The organism is Candidatus Zixiibacteriota bacterium, assembly GCA_040753875.1.
In the GTDB taxonomy this organism is placed as follows: Bacteria; Zixibacteria; MSB-5A5; order GN15; family FEB-12; genus DATKJY01.
The window spans coordinates 38,116-57,067 of record JBFMDV010000036.1 but is presented as its reverse complement, the minus strand read 5'-3'; the positions used below and the strand labels follow the sequence as shown (position 1 = coordinate 57,067).

Sequence of the window (18,952 nt, the reverse complement as noted above, 5' to 3'; positions counted from 1 at the left end):
GGAGTTTTCCATGCTAATCACAAAACAACAGGCGTTGGATTACCATAGTCTCGGTAAACCGGGGAAGGTCGAGGTCAACCCGACCAAACCATGCACTACCCAGCTTGACCTCTCGCTCGCTTATACTCCGGGCGTGGCCCAGCCATGTCTGGAGATTCACAACAATCCGGATGACGTCTACAAATACACCGCCAAAGGGAATCTGGTGGCGGTAGTCTCCAACGGCACTGCCGTGCTCGGTTTGGGGGATATCGGTGCCGCCGCCGGCAAGCCGGTTATGGAAGGCAAGGGAGTTCTGTTCAAACGGTTTGCGGATATCGATGTGTTCGATATCGAACTGGACACGCACGACGCCGACGAAATCATTCGCGCCTGCCAGCTTCTGGAGCCGACCTTCGGCGGCATCAACCTCGAAGATATCAAGGGGCCGGAGTGCTTCTATATCGAAGAGACACTCAAAGCCACGATGAAAATCCCGGTGTTCCACGATGACCAGCATGGAACGGCGATTATTTCGGCGGCAGCTCTACTGAACGCACTGGAACTGGTCAATAAGGACATCTCCCAGGTCCGGGTGGTGTTTTCCGGTGCCGGCGCAGCCGGAATCGCCTGCGCGAAATTGTACTGCCGCCTCGGCGTGCGTCACGAGAATCTGCTCATGGTGGATTCGAAAGGCGTCATGTACGAAGGACGCGAGCAGTTCAACAAGTACAAGCAGGAGTTTGTTCGCAAATCGGATCGCCGCTCACTCGCCGATGCCATGAAAGAAGCCGATGTGTTTGTCGGCGTTTCCGTCAAGGACACCGTCACCAAGGAAATGGTCCGCTCGATGGCGCGCGAGCCGATCATTTTCGCCATGGCGAATCCTGATCCGGAGATTACCTATCCGGACGCCTGCGATGCCCGCAAGGATCTGATAATGGCGACCGGTCGCTCGGACTATCCCAACCAGGTGAACAACGTGCTCGGGTTCCCGTTTATTTTCCGGGGGGCGCTCGATGTGCACGCCACGGCCATCAACGAGGAGATGAAAGTTGCAGCTGTCCATGCTCTGGCCCGGCTTGCGAAAGAAGATGTTCCGGAAGAAGTGGCGCGCGCCTATGGCGTGGACCACTTCAAATTCGGTCGCGAGTATATTATTCCCAAGCCGTTCGACAGCCGCATCCTGGTGTGGGAAGCCTCGGCGGTGGCCGAAGCGGCCATGAAGACCGGTGTGGCACGGAAGCCGGTGGATATTGAGCAGTACCGTAAGATACTGTCCCAGCGAATCGGCAAGGGGCGGGTCATCATGAGTGCGATCCACGAGAAGGCCAAGAAAAGCCCGAAACGGATCGTGTTCCCAGAGGGGAACTCTCGCCGCATCCTCCGCGCCGCGCATATCATTAAGTCCGAAGGGATCGCCATGCCGATCGTGCTTGGAGATCCGGAAGAGATCAAAACGGTCGCCATGCAGAGCGACGTCGAGTTGAACGGCATCAAGGTGATTAACCCGGCCACCTCCGACAAGCGCGACTTGTATGCCGAACGATTCTATGAAAAGCGCCGCCGCAAAGGGATCACGCGCGACAAGGCGAAATTCATGATGGAAGACCGCACCTATTTCGGCATCATGATGCTCGAAATGGGGGACTGCGATGCTGTCCTTTCGGGCGTCACGTCCGAATATCCAACGACCATTCGGCCCGCTTTGCAGATTGTTGAACTGGCCCAGGGAGTGAAGCGGGTGTCCGGGCTGTTCGCCATGATTCAGAAAGACAGAGTCTACATGTTCGCCGATACGACTGTGAACATCAATCCCACTGCCGAGGACCTCGCCGAGATCGCCATCCTGTCCTCCAAAGTGGCCAAGCGGTTCAATATCGAACCACGGATTGCCATGCTGTCGTTCTCGAACTTTGGTTCGGCGCCCTATCCGGAGTCGGCCAAAGTGGCGCGGGCAACTGAGATCATCCACGAGCGGGCCCCGGAGCTCATTGTCGATGGTGAAATGCAGGCCGACACGGCCGTCATGCCGGAATATATGGAACGGCATTTCCCGTTTTCACGGCTGAAAGAACCGGCCAACGTGTTCGTGTTCCCGAATCTGGATGCCGCCAACATCGCGTACAAACTCTCGCAGCGAGTGGGTGGACTGACCGCGATAGGGCCGATTCTCATGGGCCTTTCCAAGCCGGTCCACGTGCTGCATCGCACGCTTGAAGTGAACGAGATTGTCGACATGGCGGCGTTCGCCGTGGTCGACGCGCAGAAGTAGGGACGGAAATTCTCAGCGACTTGGGCTTGGGCATTGCTCCGGCCCAGGCCGCTGTCCGCGAAACTGACACACATCTCAAAACTGAGTGATATAACACAAGTAAGGGGAAACTATGTACCGGGTTCTGCTTCTGATCTTCATCGCAATTCTTGGGGGGACGTCAACTATCAATGCCAAGCACATCTATTTGAAGAAGACATTTTTCGGAGGGTGGAAATACTCCACCGACAGCCTGCAATTCAAAGGTGTCGGTTTCAGTGGCAACGGTCTCCGCAACGAAATGAGTGACAACCAGGATGCCGTCAGTGAAATGAGCTCGTACAAGAGCCAGAAAACCTGGGCGCTGGTCACGGGAATTCCTGGCGGTTTTCTTGTGGGATGGGCGACCGGTTCCGCAATAGCCGGCAAATTCGAAAGCACGGAACAGACCATGTTGGCCGTTGGTGCTCCGCTTTTCATTGCCTCGATAGTTTTCGAAGCTACTGCTAACCGTCACATGAAGCGGGCGGTGGCCATCTACAATGGCGAGTATCACGGGAGACTCGACTTCCGGCCGGATAAAAACCCGATTCGGATGCACGGTTCGGCGGTGATTATCAGGCTGGCCAGTTTCTGACACAACAGCATATCCCACAACGGCTTGGTCCTCGTTGCGGCCCGGGCCGTTTTTTTAACGGAAATACTTGACGTAAACCTGAAGCCAATATATACATATATGCGTATATGTTTATGAACGTATGAAAAAGACCTGCGACAATACCCGGCTTCCGGCCGCTTTCAAGGCGATGGCCGACAATACCCGCCTCAAGATTCTCCTTATGCTGGAGGCGAAACCCCGGACAGTAGGGGAGATCGTCGACTTCTTCGACCTTTCCCAGCCCACCATTACCCGTCACCTGCAGGGGCTTCTTTCGGCCAGGCTGGTGAAACGAACCCGCAAGGGGCAGCATGTCCGCTACGAGTTGAACGCCGAACATCTGAGCGATGTCTGTGTCGAACTTATGGCCTGTTTCCCCTGCTGTTGTGTCAAAGTCCCGATCCACCTGACGGAATCAGGCAGGAAGACAAAACAAAACGCGTCGAGACGCACTGCAGATAAGACAAGCAAAGCTGAACCTGTCAAGACGAGAGGAGGTCAATCATGATCCGGTATCAGATTCCCCGGGTAGCCCACTGCTGCTCCGGCTCGCAATGTTCGTCCCAGGCAGGACGTTAAAAGGCTTGAGAGATTCAAACACCTGGGGCCCGAAAGCGGGCCCCGTTTTTTTTGCGATTCGCCGGTGGGTTACCTCGCATGAACTTTGTGCCGAAGCTTGCCAAAAAGGGGCCGGTCCGGTCAGTTTTTCGTTGCCCCTGTTCCCATTACCCCCTAAACTACTCCCCTAAAACCGCCGAAACAAAGAAGTATGCCGGCGGTATTGACACAACCTGAACAGGAAAAGCGCGTGGGATTTTTCGACGTTCTGTCTAATGACATCGGGATTGACCTCGGGACAGCCAATACCCTCGTGTATGTGCGCAACCAGGGGATCGTACTCAATGAACCATCGGTAGTCGCGGTCGAAAAAAGCTCCGGCAAGGTGCTGGCGATCGGCTCGGCAGCCAAGGAAATGATGGGGCGCACGCCGGGCGGAATCGAAGCCGTCCGTCCGCTCAAAGACGGCGTGATCGCCGATTTTGAAATCTCCGAAAAACTGATTGCGGATTTTCTCCGCCGGGTGGTCAAACACCGGTACCTGATGAAACCCCGCGTGGTTATCTCGGTGCCATCAGGGATAACCGAGGTGGAGAAACGCGCGGTGCGCGACTCGGCCGAGAATGCCGGCGCCCGCGAGGTGTATCTGCTCTCCGAGCCGATGGCGGCTGCAATTGGTGTGGGACTTCCGGTTGACCAGCCCACCGGCATAATGGTGATCGATATCGGCGGCGGTACCTCGGAGATCGCGGTGATTGCGCTTAACGGGATTGTCAACGATACCTCTATCCGCGTGGCCGGTGATGAGTTCAACGATGCCATCATCAACTATCTCAAGAAGAATTACAACCTGCTGATCGGCGAACTGACCGCCGAGGATATCAAGATCAAAATCGGCTCGGCATTCCCGATGGAGAAAGAGCTCTCCATGGAAGTCCGTGGCCGCGATCTGGTGGCGGGTGTCCCCAAGAATCTCAAAATTTCCTCGGTGCAGATACGCGAGGCGCTGGAAGAGACGATCAATATCGTGGTCGAGGCAGTACGCCAGACCCTTGAGCAGACCCCTCCAGAACTAGCCTCAGACATTCTGGAGCGCGGCATTATCCTGACCGGCGGCGGCGCGCTTCTTCGCAATCTCGATAAGCGACTCCGGCAGGAGACGAACCTCCCGGTGAATGTCGCCGAGGACCCGCTGACCTGCGTGGTACGCGGCACGGGCAAGGTGCTCGAGAATTTCGAGAAGTACTCGAAGGTACTCGAGAAGAGCCGCAAGGACTGACAAGAACTATCAATCGAATGTAACGCAGGCGCCCTCGGCGCCTGTTTTTTTGTTTGGTACTGCGACAAAAAGCGTGGTATGAAGTTCGGTTCTCGACTTCGCTCGAACCGACGGTGACGCTCGAACCGACGACGGGGGTGCTCGAACCGACGCAAGAGGGCTCGAACCGACAGCGGGTCTGCCCCGTTCCTTTCGTCGCGTCGAGCGCAGTCGAGACGCGATCAACCTTGGTCCGGTTCTCGTCTTCGCTCGAACCGACGCAGGGGGCTCGGACCGACGCAAGAGGGCTCGAACTGACGACGGGGCGGGCGCGTTGTTCTCGTCGCGTCGAGCGCAGACGAGACGCGAACCCTTGGCCAACCCCTTCTAACTCTTGGAACGCTGATAGTGTGACGCGTTCTTACAAGCAGAAAGGGCCTTCAAGGCGTCAGTGTCATTTCTCATTAGAGCTTCCTTTTTGGCTCGTGACCAGTCTTTGATCCTTTTCTCGGCTTCTGCTGCCTCTCGAATTGTCTGAAACTCCAGGCAGTACACAAGCTCAACGGGTAGGCGCCGAGCTGTAAATGAGTCAGCGACGCCGGCTTCATGCTGACGCAATCGCTGCTCGAGGTTGGTTGTAGACCCAGTATAGTACAGGCCGTCAACGCACTTCAGAATGTATACACAAGGTCGTTTCATCGCTACAAGTCACATTGTTCCTTTCGTCGCGTCGAGCGCAGACGAGACGCGTTCAGCCTTGGTTCGGTTCTCGACTTCGCTCGAACCGACGCAAGAGGGCTCGAACTGAAGGTGGTACAGCCCCGTCGTTTTCGTCGCGTCGAGCGCAGACGAGACGCGATTAGCCATGGTTCGGTTCTCGACTTCGCTCGAACCGTGTACAGGCGACCGATTTGCGACATAACCCTCAGCGCTGTTCGTTCAAGAAGGCCGTGAAATCCAAGCCTTCCGGTGGGTGACCGTACTCCCTCAGGATTGCTGCGGCATCGCTCCGGTGATGTGTTCCGTGGTTGACGACATGCAGCAGGCAATGCCACAGCAGCCGTTCCCGCTTGTCCCCCTCGTCCGTCGTGTATCGCACGTAACCGGTCAGATCGTTGTCGGTGAGGCCGGCGAGGTAGTCCCGCATGGCGCGTTCTTCCTCATTCCATCGCTGCTGCAATACGTCGAGGGTTGGGAAATCACCTTCATCCATCGCCCCGAAGGATTTGAGGGTCTGGTGTTGACACAGCATACGCCAGCCGCACTCGGAGTCCAGGATATGCACGAGTGTCCCGCGCAGGCTGCCGAAGCTATGGGCGGTTGCGGCTACAAATTGCTCCGAGCTCACGTGCGCGGCGGCTGCCAGGATCTGTCGTGTCGCCCAATAGTTGTAGTCGTAGAGCGTACGAATGTCGCGAATGTTCACTGCACCTCCTTTGTAATCAAGATTTGTAGGTCAAAACCCCAACGATGCCACTCCCTCGCGAGGGGTTGTGACGATTCGTTGGCGCAGATGTCAAGACCCCTACCCACGTTTGAACCACTGATGGGGTCTTGACCTACACAGAATGCCTATGCTTTGCCTTGGTCCTCGACCATGATGCTGTTGAGTTGTTGTAGGTCAAAACCCCAACGATGCTATTCCGTGGCGAGGGGTTTTGACGAATGTTGCCCCACGTGTCAAGACCCCTACCCGCGGCCGAACCCATGATGGGGTCTTGACCTACATGGCTTGTTGATACGGCGCATATTGTCGGATTGGACTGACAACGAATACTGTGTCTGCGTAGGCGGCAAACCCGACACCACGGGCCAACCGCTGTCGGGTTTCTCGCTCGACAAAAGCGGGACCGATAGGGAATTTTCAAAATACTTTAAGCGGTTGGTCCAGAACTTGGCTATTGACGCTCGAAACCCAACCTACTTTACTGAAGTCCTGATGCGTATTCAAGCTATTTGATGAAACGTTATGGAAGTATCGATGTCGACAGACCGACCAGAATTTGTGAGCCTCGCAGACTTCTATGCCTGGCTTGATGATCACGTCGAAGACCTGCGAGATATCTCCGAGGGGTCAGACTTGTTGAAGCCGCTTGCAGAGCAGTTCAAGGCGGCAGATAAGAAAGCCGAGCTATCCGAAGCCTGGTGGGAGATGAACGCATTCGATGCCGTCCTCAAAGATGGTATTCTCCACTGGCAGTTTTCCGGCACTAACGACAAAGGCGACACGGTAGTATATCCAGACTTAGAGAAGCTTGAAGCAGCTGCCTTTGACCACTTTGGAGCTCGCCTCCTGACGGTTACGCACCCAGTCTTAAAGGCAAGGTATGCCCACTTGCTATGGCAAGGACCAACCAAGAACAGCCAGTACGCACAAGATGCAGTTGACGCTTACCTTCTTGCTATTCCGATCATCGAACGGGCGCTGACAGACCACGGGCGAACCGGGAATGGGCACGAGTTGATTGCAGTTGTGAAGGCATCCTTTCTTTTGGCTGTGCAGTGCAAATTTGACTTAGCACGGCCCAAATCAGAACTATTCCGGCTGCTTAAGGACTATGATCCGAAAAGCCCATCTTGGTTCAGACTCCGACATGATCTTATAGCGCTGATACTCGACAGCAAGAGAAACTTCACTGAGTCGGAACTAAGGTCTATACCGCCATTCTGTCTTGCTACTGCAGAACACTACAAGAATACGAATATCCACAACGCGATCACAATGTACGAACTGGGCGAATCCGCAGATAAGAAGCTGGGCTTGGTAACGGCTGAGCGGCGGGACACTTCTGCTTGGTACCTGCTCATTGCGCAAGCCTTCGAGGAGTTAATGATACGACGGGGAAATGAATCTATGGCGGCGGGACACTTCTGCGAGGAGGCGTTGCGGTACTACCGAAAGGCAAAAGTGTCGGAGAAGGTCCAGGAGCTTGAGAAGAAACGCGAGGAGTTCGCCAAGAAAATCCAGCTTCAGACGGTCGAGACTAAGGTAGACCTGACTGAGCACTTGGAATGGTGTAAGGCAATTGGTCGTGAACTGGCCACGAAGGAAATTGATGAAATCGTCGGGAGACTCGTCGTAGACACGGGGCTATTGCCAGACCCTGACGACGTATCAACGACGGCGAAGGAGAGTCTAAAGAATCATCCTTTGACTTCCTTGATGAACAGCACAGTTATGGATTCGCGGGGACATGTCGTGCAGCACATTGTAACGCCCGAACAAAAAGAGCGACGGGAGTTCTTGAATTTGTACGATTCTTACATCAGGAGGGACAAGCTTCATCTGATTCATGAGGTGATATGTGCTTGTTTTTCATCAGGAAAACTTAATTGCGAGTCGCTGTTCAATGCATTGGAGCAGAAATCGTGGTACTGTCAACCTGTCAGCTATATTGTGGCAGAGAAAGTCATCGAGTACCGATGGATCGATTTGCTCCAACCGGGCCTAAGAGCATATGAAGCGGTTCTTCGAGACTACCTTGAAGGAAAGCCGGAGCCGTCAGAGTTGGTGCTTGTAATTGACTCCTTGACGGTTAAATTCGAAGGCATAGTCCGGGATCTCTGTAAGTTGAATGGGGTGATAACAACTTTCGACAAGCCAGAAGAGAGCTCCGGCTTGATGGTTACATACGAAAAGGACATCAATAGGCTGCTGAGAGAACCCATCTTTGAACAGCTCTTGGGAAAGACTGAAATCGAATTCCTCAAATATCTTCTGGTGGAGAAATCAGGGATCAATCTTCGTCATAAGATTGCCCATTGTTTGATGACTCGGAGCGCATACGACCTGGGAAAGGCGCATTTGCTTTTCCTTGGCATAATGAGGTTGAGCCGCTTCCGATTGAAGGATGGGGACTCAAGCGAGAGTATCAAGGTGTAACCTGATCGGACAAGTGCTCTCGTATGCACTCATCCGCCAGGTATTCGCTTAACAAGGCGATTGGCCCCTGAGCCGGTCAAGCGGCAAGTTATAGAGCGTTTTCTCGTGAGGGGAGTTCGGTGTGGTGGCAGTACTGCCATAGGCTGGTGACCCACCATTTATGGTTGGTCCGTCGCCCGCAGACAGCTACAAGTCGTTACCGTTAAAGCAGTTCCGGGGAGCGGCGAGAGGGCCGATCCTTTGTATCATGAGCCCACATGAAGCGCCAAACCCCCATTAATCTTTTTCTGGCCCGGTCTGTCTTACTCTCAGAAATTAGCAACGTGGCAAGTGTGGACCATGGAAAGACAGACGAACTGGTCGAAAAAGCCCGCCGAGGAGATAGGCAGGCGTTTTCGGACCTGGTAAGAAAGAACATGAACGCGGTAGTGGCTCTGACATATCGAATGACCGGCAACCGGGATTCCGCCCACGATCTGGCGCAGGAATCGTTCGTGTCGGCCTGGGAGAACCTGGCGAAATTCCGGGGAGACTCGAAATTCGAAAGCTGGCTGTACCGCATCGCGATTAATAAATGCCTCAACTTTTTGGAATCACGCAAAGCGGCTCCACTCGATAGCATTCAGGACGAACAGATCATGGCGCCGGACTACGGCTCGCCGGAAAAGGCGCTCGCCCGCGAAGAACTTCGGCAGGATGTGCTGGCGTTCATGAACGAACTTCCGCCGCAACAGCGGGCAGTGTTCGAGCTTCGGTTTTATCGCCAGATGTCATTTGAAGAGATATCAAATGCTACAGATCGGGCATTAGGTACAGTCAAGACCAACTATAGAGAAGCCGTTGCGAAACTTCGCGAGTACGCGGAGAAACGGGGATGGCGGCCATGAACTGCACACAATTCCGTGATGAGATGGCGCTGTATGTAGGGCAGGAACAATTGCCGGAAGAGTTCCGGGCGCATCTGAACGGCTGTGAGGCATGTCGGAAGGCATGGGGAGAATTATTGCTCGCGGCCAGCCATCTTGGAAACGATTCGCTGTTCGCTGTCGACAAATCGGAACAAGATGAAATGGTGGCGCGGATTGAGGAGCGGATTGGCGTCACGCGAATAACCGATATTCGGCCGCGCCGGTGGATTCAGTATGCAGCAGCGGTAGCGGCCGTACTCTTGCTCGGGTTGATTGCGATTCTGAGCGCACTGAATTATTCCGACATGGCACCGACGGTGCCATCGGCAGGGGTGGATACGAGTGACAGCGCGGTCTACAGTATCACCGATGCCGCCTATGATCTGGGAACCGCGGACGAAAGTCTCGATGATGACGCGGTGGGCGCTTTGATGTACGACCTGGTGAGCCAGAACGGCCAGCAGGCGAGCGATACGCTGCTGAACGGGCTCAGCGAAGATGAACTGAAATACTTAGAAGCAAATCTCAAGGTAGGGGACTTGTTGTGAATACAAGAATATTTGTGTTGTTGACGGCAGCGATGCTGCTAGTGATGCCGGCGATAGCGATCGGCCAGAATGAGTGCCCGATGGGTGTGCCTTCGGGAAATTCCTCGCACCATCAGTCGATGTGCGATATACCGATGCTGCTGGCACTCGCCGATGAAGAGCCTTTGCCTGAGCCCGGTGAAGGTGCGCAGACGCAGGTCAAGCGGCGGATGCGGGGGGATTTCGAGCAGCGGCGGAAACACCTGGAGCAGCTTCGACTGCTCAAGCTATTGGAATTGCTCGACCTGAGAGAGGATCAGGAGAGCAGGTTCGTGGAGTCGTTCCGCGGTTTGCGGAGGGATATGCGGGCGATCGAGAGGGAGCGGGCGCAGACAGTGAGGGAGCTATCACAAGAAGTGAAAGCGCACACGGTTGATGCGCGAAAGATTGATGCCGTTACCGCCAAGTTGGTGGACCTCGAGGGGAAACACCGGGAGGCCAGACAGCAGTTTCTGAATCAAATGAAGCAGGTGCTTGATCCGGACCAGTTGGCCAAGTTCATCCTGTTTCAGGAGCGGTTCGAGCTCGAGCTTCTGGAGCGGGTGCGGGAGTTCCGCGAGCGGATGGGACCGATGGGGAATCCGGGCGGAGATAACAGCGACAGTTGAAATGCATTCGATGAACATTCGTTAAGAGAAACAATGAAAGGAGCAATGAACAAATGAAACGGATCTTGTTGATGACAGCGGCGGCGGTCGCACTCGTGGCGATGCTGGTGTACGCCCAGCCTGGACCGGGAGCGGGCATGGGAGCAATGTGCGACGGTAAAGGGCCTGGAATGGGGATGCGCCATGATTGTAACGGTTGCGGAATGGGTCGGATGGGACACATGGGGCGGCAGGGAATGGGCGGCGGGGCCGGGATCGGCATGATCCTCGGCATGGCCGACAAGCTGGAACTGACCGATCAGCAGAAAGCGCAACTCGAAAAGATGCACACCGATTTTCAGCTTCAGGCAATTGACGCTCGGGCCGCTGTGCAGAAGGCCAATGTTCGTCTCAAAGATCTTATGCGGGACGACAAGACTTCCGAACAGGAAATCAACGCGGCCATCGATCAGGCTGCGAAGATGAAAGCCGATGTGGCCAAGATGCACGCCGCACATCTGCGCCAGGCTAAAGGCGTATTGAACGAAAAGCAGCTTGGGATGCTCAAAGATATGCGCAATGACCGTCGTGGGAGAATGATGCAGCGGATGATGGAAGATGATGATGAAGATGCCCCGACTCCCGGCCCGCACGGTGGACGAAGCGAACTTTAGACCTCCTCATCCCTATCATTTTCTCAGTTGCGAAAGGCCCGCACATCGGCGGGCCTTCTCGCTAATCGACGGTGGGGGGATTGTCATTCGACGATGGTGAATATCTCCCGTCGACCGGACTCCACCAGCAGCACGAACTGCTGGTACAGCGTCTTCCATTCCGGAGACTGACGGGTCGATGAATGCCCCTGCTCAAACTCGGCGAGGCTTTTGAAGCTGCTTTCAAGCACCAGCGTGTAGTACGGACCAGTGAGGTCCGTCAACAGCCGCATCGGTTGATGCCCGGCTTTCTGCAGCGTCGTCATGGCATGTTTCATGAGCGTTACCGCTTCTTTGGCCTTACCGAACTTGAGTTGAAAAATGTCCCATACCAAAATCATGGCTCTGACCCCTTTCCGCCCGGACCACCTGGGACAATTGGTCTGTAAACAACTTAGCAGAGAAATGGACCGATGCAACCTATATTTGTGGCGCCCAGCCGGAGCGGCATGAGGAGAATGCATCGCAATCCCCGGCTTTGTTCGGGGAGACTCCACTGTGTCAGATTGGCGACGTGGCAATCGTCTGCCATTTTGGCGTATCTATGCCATTAGTGCTTGACGCTGGGAGTCCTGGTCTATAGGTTGACGGTATGCCTCTTGACGACAAGACGATCCTCAGGTTTATCGCTTCGAGCTCAGACCGGCCAATGAAGCTCAAAGAGATGGCCCGGGCGCTGGAAATCGGTGTCGAAGAATATCCGCCGTTCCGGAAGGCGGTCAAGCGGCTCATTGAGTCCGGCGAACTGGTGGTTCTGAAGCGAAACCGCATCGGTCTGGCGGGGCAACTCAATGTGGCGGTGGGTACGATCTCAGTAAGTCGCGGCGGCACCGGGTTTGTTGCGCGAGAGGGGAAAGAAGTGGATCTGCTGATCCCAGCCACCGGTCTCGGGACGGCAATGGATGGTGATAAAGTCATGGTCCGTCTCTCCGGGCAGGTGACGGGGCGCGACGCAGCCGTAGTCATCAAAGTACTGGAGCGAGCGCCACGCAAGATAGTCGGGCTGTTCAGAGTGGGGAAGATGTTTTCGTATGTCGTGCCGGATAACCCGCGAATCCATAGGGACATTTATATACACCCGGAGCGGACCTTGGGCGCCGAAGAAGGTGTGAAAGTAGTGGCGCGGCTGGTGAGTTGGGAGGATCCGTATCTGAATCCGGAAGGAGAAATACTCGAGATTCTGGGTCGGCCTGGGGATCCGGGTGTCGACATGTTGACGGTGATCCGCGGATTTGACCTGCCGGAATCGTTTCCACCGGACGTGCTCGAAGAGGCGGAGCGAGCCGCGGCGGAATTCCACGGCATCGATATTACAGAACGACTCGACCTGACGCGAGAGTGTATCTACACGATCGACCCTGAGAACGCCAAGGACCACGATGACGCGGTCTCGGTGGCGAAGAGTGCCGGTGGATATCAGCTCGGTGTCCATATCGCCGATGTCTCGCACTTCGTGAAGGAGGGGACAGCGCTCGATACGGAGGCGTTCACTCGCGGCAACTCCGTGTATTTGCCCGGCATGGTGATACCGATGCTGCCGGAGGTATTGTCCAACGACGTCTGCTCGTTAAAGCCGGATAGAAAGCGTCTGGCTCATTCGATCTTCATCGATTACGATGCGAAAGGAAAGATGCTCTCGTGGCGGTTGGCGGATAGCGTGATCAACTCGCAGGCAAAGCTGTCGTACGAGGAGGTGCAGCAATTCTTTGACACACGCGCGGTGACTCCGAAGATCGTTCCGGTGGCCGAGAACCTCCTTCTGGCCAGAGAACTGGCCGACCTTTTGAGCAAACGGCGGTTCGCGGAGGGTTCGCTTGATTTCGATCTGCCGGAAGCAAAGATCATCATGAACGAAAAGGGTGAAGTGCTGGAGCTAGGACATCGGGTGCGGCTGGAGGCACACCGCCTGATCGAGGAATTCATGCTGGCGGCGAATCGAGCGGTGGCGCTGGAAGTGTTTCGCAACAGCCAGCCGTTTCTGTATCGCGTTCACGATCGCCCGGACCTGGAAAAACTCGAAGCGTTTTCATATATGGTGAGTCGGTTGGGATATAAGTTCGCGGTCTCGCCCACCATGCGGCCGGGGCAGTTTGCGCGGTTTCTGAAGGAAATCGAAGGGGTGCCCGAGGAGGAATTCATCAACGAGTTGATGCTCCGCTCCATGCAGAAGGCGGTGTATCAGCAGCAGAATATCGGACATTTCGGGCTGGCGTTCTCGCACTATACGCATTTCACGTCGCCTATCCGTCGCTATCCCGACCTGATCGTCCACCGGTTGCTGCGCAAACTCAGGCATGGCAAATACCCCCCGGCATTCGCCCGGCGGGTTGGGTCGGTTATCGACCACGTCGGAACGCATTGCTCGGAAACGGAGCGTACGGCCGAGGCAGCCGAGCGCCAGGCGATCAAGGTCAAACAAGTTGCGTTTATGGCCAGGCATTTGGGGGACGAATATTCAGGGATAATCAGTGGTGTGACGTCCTACGGATTCTTTGTCAGGCTCGACAACCTGGGCGTGGAAGGGATGGTGCGGATCTCGGCGATCGATGATGATTATTACACTTATGACGAAACCAACTACCGAATCATCGGCCGGCGCAAGAAGCGGACATTCCGCCTCGGCGATGCCATCCGGGTCGGCGTCATGAATGTGAATACAACTCGCAACGAGGTCGATCTTTTTGTGGTCGGCGCCGGGGTGGCTGCCAAGCCGGGTGTGACCGCGCCCCGTGCCAAAGAGAAGAAACCATCGCCAAAGAAAAAATTCTCTCAGAAGCGCACGAGCGCACGGCAGGGACGCCGCAAGAGACAGTGAGATGAAATCGGAATGACCAGTCGAGTGGTGATCCTTCTTGACCGCGCCTCGCTCTCGCGCGGCGACATCACCTGGGCGAACATGGGGCAGGTGGTGACGGAGGTTGCCGAGCTGTATCAGGCGGTCAAAGAGCGAACGATCGATATCGTCGTGATCGACGAAAACCGCCACGACCTCACCCATGCGGTGGCGGTGAAGATCCGACGGTTCAACGGCCAGACGGAGATCTGGCGGCTGGTCAGCCAGGAGAATACGGTTCCGCCGGTCAAAGATTTCATCGACGGCCAGCTCGAATACGATCTGGGCGAAACGGGGATCGCGCGTAAGATCGAGGACATTCTCGCCGAAAAAGAACTGCTGGCAAGTTACCAGATGGTGGGTCGATCCGCCAAGCTGAAATCGGTAGCGAAGACGATTGAACGGATCGCACCGACCGAGGTTTCGGTGCTCATCGTAGGGCCCTCGGGATCGGGCAAAGAGCTGGTCGCCCAGGCGCTTCACGGACATTCGCAAAGGCGGGGGCACCCGTATGTGGCGATCAACTGCGGCGCACTTGCAGAAGGGGTTTTGGAATCAGAACTGTTCGGACATGAAAAGGGCGCGTTCACCGGTTCGGTGGCCCGGCGTGAAGGACTGTTCCACAAAGCCGAGAGGGGAACGATTTTCCTCGATGAGATTGGGGAGATCAAACCGGAGATGCAGGTGAAACTTCTGCGAGTATTGGAGGATGGCACATATTATCCGGTTGGTTCGTCGACACCCCGCCGCGCCGACGTCCGTGTGATAGCTGCCACGAACCGGGACCTCACCGAGGCCATAGCCGAGCGTCAATTCCGCGAGGACCTCTATTTCCGCATCAGTGTCGTGAAAATAGTCCTGCCGCCGCTGTTGGAAAGAAAACAAGATATTCAGCCGCTCCTCCAGCATTTTTGGGCAGACCGCAAGGGACTTGAGTACAGCGATTCGGCGCTCGATCTGCTCTGCCGTTATGACTGGCCGGGGAACATTCGCCAGCTGCGCAACTTCGCTGCACGCATGGCAGCGCTCAAGCCAAAGGGGCTGGTCGATGTGCATGATGTCGAACGGTTTATCACTGAGCAGCATTCGGCTTCGACGCATTTGCCGGTCAGCACCGGTCGGACAGTTGAGGAAGCCGGGCAGGAGTTGATCTACCGCGCGATACTGTCGTTAGGAAACGAGGTCAGGCTTCTTCGCGATCTGATCACTGCGCATCTTCCGGAGGGGGCGGTGCCTTCGGCGGTGGCGGAGGCGAGTTCTCCCGATGGCCTGGCGACAGTTGATGAAATGGAAAAGAACCTCATCAAACGAACGCTGGTGGAAACCCGGGGAAATCGCAAGGAAACGGCGCGGCGCCTCGGGATCGGCGAGCGGACGCTGTATCGAAAGCTGACGAAATACGGTCTGAGTTGACGGACTTCTTGGTGGGGAGTGGGACGATCCAGCATGTCCGACCGCGCACGAGGGAGAATTATCGGAAGCCTGCTATATATTGCGGCTGGTCTGGGAGGTGCCACAGCCTGTGCGCAAGTCCTGTCCACTGACATACTACCGTCCGAGGATGAGTTATACGAGGCGCTCCAGCTTGGGGATATCGATTACGATCAGTATCAGACGCTGTACGAGCTGTATCTACAGGGAGTCGAGTCAGGTGATCAGTACTTGCTTGACGAGATCCCGAACCTTTGGCACGTGCTCAACCTGACGCGACTATCGGAAACGCGCCTTGAGGCCGACCAGTCAGAACCGTTTGTACGACCCGATTCGCCGGTGCCAGGGAGAGCGGTAAGGACACGGTACCGGTTCGTGCAGCGGTTGGATGACTCCGAGGGGCAGAGCCAGAGGCTGACCATACGCGCCGATGCAAACGGACGCTGGCGATCCGACCTGAAACTGCGTCGCGATATCGACGGCAGCGAGCATATGCTGTCGCGCTGCGTCAGATATCGCACCGAAACGGGAACGATACGCGAAATAACGCTGGGAAATTTTGTGGAACGATACGGGCTGGGGAGCGTGATCGGCTATCGCGGGCGACTGCTGAAGCCATCGACGGGGCTCGATGACGTATCGATACTGTTTCCGAACTACGGTGGCTTCAACGGCATCTCGGTGCGCGGTCAGGCAGGAGACATCGCGATATCATCGATGGCTTCGATCATGCGTGATTCAGCGCACACGCTTCTGTCGACCGGCGCTATGATTCGTCCGGCGGGCTGGAGGCTGACTCCGTCGCTCATACTTGGTCTGAACCGGCTGGCCAATCGGTTGACGGATAAGTCGATCACCGATCTCAAGTTCGGTATGCTGACCAGCTATCGAAGCAAGCGGGGTGTGGTTAATTTGGAGATCAGCGGACAGGCCGGTGCACGGAATGGGCTTGGCGCGATGGTGCTTGAGGGGGGACATGCGGTCGATAAATGCAACATATCCTACGCTGTCTGGCGATATGCCGCCCGATATCTTGATTTGACAGGAGGCTCCAAAGCAGGCAATCTTCGGCATGAAGTGGAACTTGACGCGGTGGATTTGAGATTCTCGGACAAGCGGGCGGGGCAGACCGGGCTGTTGATGCGGACGCTTTTAAGGTCGAATGAAAGAACGGAGTTCAGCGGTGCGATAGCTCTGGCCGCGTTCGACCGGGACACGGCGAACGGTCAGTTTTTGGCTGCTGTCGTACGGCGACTAAATCGAAAGTTGTCTTTGCGCGCCGATTATCTGGCGGATGCCCGAATACGGGAGGGGGTCGATCATGCCGGCGAAGTGACCGATCACCGGGTGCGGCTTGAGGCCCGTGTTCAGACGAAGCCGCTGTCAGTGCGAAGCTATATCGGGCTCAAACTCAGGCAGCGTCAGGCAGGAGTGCTGTCGCAGTTCATTTCGGTGGAGTGGCGCAGCGGTAGCGCGGGAAACTGGCGGCTCTGGTCAAATATGGGGCGGGTCATGCGTGGCAGACTGGACTACTGGTATTTATTTTTGGAGAACACGCAGAGTCTGGCCCGGAAATGGGAAGGGAGAATCAAGATTATGCGTTCATATTCGCGTTATCGCACGGCGAGCGAACAATGGTCGGTGGCATTCGAGCTCACGGCGGCACTGTGAACAGGACCGGCATCATACTCGGCGTGCTGATGGTGGTTGGGCTCGCCAATTCCTCGCACGGGGATGTGATAGTCAATGAAGTTATGGCCAATGAACCCGGAGCAAGTATCAGTCTCCAATGGATCGAGTTGTATAACTCCGGAGCTGCGCCGGTGCCGCTTGACAATTTCTTTCAGCTGCAAATTGGCGCCAGTACGCTGCCACTGACAGGGACAATTCTGGGGCAGGGGTATTTCATCGTTTGTCGACGGTTGTTTTCTTCAGGCGGTACGCCGGGATTTGAAGAAATCTGGGGGAACAATTCCGGTGTTTGGGGAGATGATCCGCGCGAACAGTTTCCAGAACCGTTGGACACTACTTTCTCGCTGGCCAATGGGGGCGGCACGGTCGAATTGCTGCAACTTCTCGCCCCTGTTTCAACCCTGTCGTGGTCGCAAGACGGGCAAGACGGTTATTCCTGGGAGCGGCAGACGCCCACCTCGCAGTTCATAGGCCAGTCGATTGACCCGTCAGGTTCAACTCCAGCAAGGCTCAACTCACTGGTACCGCTGCCGGATGACCTGTCGCTGGACTCCGTCCAGGTTGCAGCGGACCATGGCTTGACAGTGATGGCGTTTTTCATTCGCAACAATGGTCGGAACACGCAGACGAACCGAACGCTTACTGTTTCGCTGGCAGGGCTGGATTTGATGACAGCGGATACGATCGTGTTCTCCGATTCGCTGCCGCCGATTGATTCAGGTTTCGTGACCCTGGTGCAGCGTGTGCTGACTCTGCCGGGTGTCTACGTTTCGCTTCACGTGGCGCTGGAGCCGGATGACCGAACGTACAACGACAGTCGGGATATCGTGGCGCCCGGTGATGCGTACCCGCCGCTGCGGTTGTCCGAACTGCTTGCTAATCCTGCTGGTGTGATTGGGACGGAGTGGATCGAGCTTCACAACAGGCTGGACAGCGCTCTTGTCCTGCAAAACTGGTGGATCGGAGATGCCGGTTCCATGTATCGAATCGACCCTGGGCCGGTTGTAGTAGCGGCTCAGGAACGGTTCGTCCTCGCGGAAGACAGCTCGGCGTTTCGCAGTGCATATCCTGCGTATCAGGGGATGCTCGTGCAACCGACACCGTGGCCGGCTCTCAATGACGGCGGCGACACGGTGCGATTAGTGGACAGTTTCGGGATCCTTGCGGATCAGTTTGCATACCAGAAAGTATTCGAGGACAACCACACCTGGTGTCGCGGCGAAGAGCCGCCCCGGCTCGACGACTGGGGAAAATCTACCGTTCCCGGCGGTTCTCCGGGTGCTATCAACGATGTCGTGTTCGAGCAGGATGCCTCGGGGATCAGACTCTCGGTCCAGCCGGAACTGTTCTCCCCTGATGGTGATGGACAGGACGAACAAACATCGATCATCATTGCGGCGCCATCGGCATCTGGGTACGACTTGAAGATCTACGATCGCAAAGGGAGGCTGGTACGGACACTGGTGGACAACGAGCAATTTCTCCGGGACGAATACGAATGGAATGGGCGTTCCGACGGCGGTGTGCGGCTGCCGATCGGCCTCTATATTGTCTATTTCGAGGCCAAGGGTGTTGAGTCGGTGAAGCGACCTGTCGTGATCGCACGGTGAA

16 protein-coding genes are annotated in these 18,952 nt (G+C 55.9%); 13 read left to right on the top strand and 3 right to left on the bottom strand.

From position 1 onward, the window contains the following. The first annotated feature begins 10 nt into the window (after positions 1-10). The 4 genes from pta (at position 11) to AB1644_13225 (ending at position 4,728) form a co-directional block, all read left to right on the top strand. Entirely contained in the window at positions 11-2,254 is a 2,244-nt protein-coding gene (gene pta / locus AB1644_13240; GenBank protein ID MEW6052012.1) for a phosphate acetyltransferase, read from the top strand. Positions 2,255-2,366: 112 nt separating this feature from the next. After that, positions 2,367-2,870 carry a hypothetical protein gene (locus AB1644_13235; GenBank protein MEW6052011.1) on the top strand — a complete coding sequence of 168 codons (504 nt, stop codon included), beginning with the start codon at positions 2,367-2,369 and terminating at the stop codon, positions 2,868-2,870. Between the two features lie 121 nt (positions 2,871-2,991). After that, positions 2,992-3,399 (top strand): metalloregulator ArsR/SmtB family transcription factor, encoded by a 408-nt coding sequence (locus AB1644_13230; protein ID MEW6052010.1) that lies wholly within the window; start codon positions 2,992-2,994, stop codon positions 3,397-3,399. A gap of 300 nt (positions 3,400-3,699) precedes the next feature. Next, positions 3,700-4,728 (top strand): rod shape-determining protein, encoded by a 1,029-nt coding sequence (locus tag AB1644_13225; protein ID MEW6052009.1) that lies wholly within the window; start codon positions 3,700-3,702, stop codon positions 4,726-4,728. 366 nt (positions 4,729-5,094) lie between these two features. Here the strand turns inward: AB1644_13225 and AB1644_13220 are convergent, their stop codons facing one another. Together AB1644_13220 and AB1644_13215 are read right to left on the bottom strand one after the other, a co-directional pair. Beyond that, positions 5,095-5,406, bottom strand: a complete 312-nt coding sequence (locus AB1644_13220; GenBank protein ID MEW6052008.1) for a GIY-YIG nuclease family protein — start codon at positions 5,404-5,406, stop codon at positions 5,095-5,097. Between the two features lie 226 nt (positions 5,407-5,632). Further along, on the bottom strand, positions 5,633-6,133 hold the full coding sequence (locus tag AB1644_13215; protein MEW6052007.1) for a DinB family protein: 501 nt from the start codon (positions 6,131-6,133) through the stop codon (positions 5,633-5,635). Between the two features lie 555 nt (positions 6,134-6,688). On the opposite strand from AB1644_13215, the gene AB1644_13210 reads away from it, so the two are divergent. The 5 genes from AB1644_13210 to AB1644_13190 all read left to right on the top strand — a co-directional run bounded on the left by AB1644_13210 (position 6,689) and on the right by AB1644_13190 (position 11,346). Then, on the top strand, positions 6,689-8,590 hold the full coding sequence (locus tag AB1644_13210; GenBank protein MEW6052006.1) for a DUF4209 domain-containing protein: 1,902 nt from the start codon (positions 6,689-6,691) through the stop codon (positions 8,588-8,590). A gap of 257 nt (positions 8,591-8,847) precedes the next feature. Continuing rightward, on the top strand, positions 8,848-9,477 hold the full coding sequence (locus AB1644_13205) for a sigma-70 family RNA polymerase sigma factor (GenBank protein MEW6052005.1): 630 nt from the start codon (positions 8,848-8,850) through the stop codon (positions 9,475-9,477). Further along, positions 9,474-10,046, top strand: a complete 573-nt coding sequence (locus AB1644_13200; GenBank protein ID MEW6052004.1) for a hypothetical protein — start codon at positions 9,474-9,476, stop codon at positions 10,044-10,046. Before AB1644_13205 ends, AB1644_13200 begins: the two co-directional genes overlap by 4 nt. Next, positions 10,043-10,693, top strand: a complete 651-nt coding sequence (locus tag AB1644_13195; protein ID MEW6052003.1) for a hypothetical protein — start codon at positions 10,043-10,045, stop codon at positions 10,691-10,693. The genes AB1644_13200 and AB1644_13195 overlap by 4 nt, the downstream gene beginning before the upstream one ends. Before the next feature lie 53 nt (positions 10,694-10,746). After that, a complete protein-coding gene (locus AB1644_13190; protein ID MEW6052002.1) occupies positions 10,747-11,346 on the top strand; it encodes a hypothetical protein in 600 nt (199 codons plus the stop codon). A gap of 83 nt (positions 11,347-11,429) precedes the next feature. Here AB1644_13190 and AB1644_13185 read toward each other — a convergent pair whose 3' ends face one another. Further along, positions 11,430-11,726 (bottom strand): NIPSNAP family protein, encoded by a 297-nt coding sequence (locus tag AB1644_13185; GenBank protein ID MEW6052001.1) that lies wholly within the window; start codon positions 11,724-11,726, stop codon positions 11,430-11,432. 251 nt (positions 11,727-11,977) lie between these two features. Here AB1644_13185 and rnr point away from each other — a divergent pair, with 251 nt between their 5' ends. The 4 genes from rnr to AB1644_13165 are packed head-to-tail and all read left to right on the top strand — an operon-like array spanning position 11,978 to position 18,951. Continuing rightward, positions 11,978-14,200, top strand: coding sequence for a ribonuclease R (gene rnr / locus AB1644_13180; protein MEW6052000.1), 2,223 nt, complete (start codon positions 11,978-11,980; stop codon positions 14,198-14,200). Positions 14,201-14,212: 12 nt separating this feature from the next. Continuing rightward, positions 14,213-15,631: a sigma-54 dependent transcriptional regulator gene (locus AB1644_13175; GenBank protein ID MEW6051999.1), complete on the top strand. Its 1,419-nt coding sequence runs from the start codon at positions 14,213-14,215 to the stop codon at positions 15,629-15,631. 33 nt (positions 15,632-15,664) lie between these two features. Then, complete coding sequence (locus tag AB1644_13170; GenBank protein ID MEW6051998.1) at positions 15,665-17,320, top strand: hypothetical protein; 1,656 nt, start codon at positions 15,665-15,667, stop codon at positions 17,318-17,320. Next, a complete protein-coding gene (locus AB1644_13165; GenBank protein ID MEW6051997.1) occupies positions 17,317-18,951 on the top strand; it encodes a lamin tail domain-containing protein in 1,635 nt (544 codons plus the stop codon). The genes AB1644_13170 and AB1644_13165 overlap by 4 nt, the downstream gene beginning before the upstream one ends. Position 18,952 lies beyond the last annotated feature (1 nt).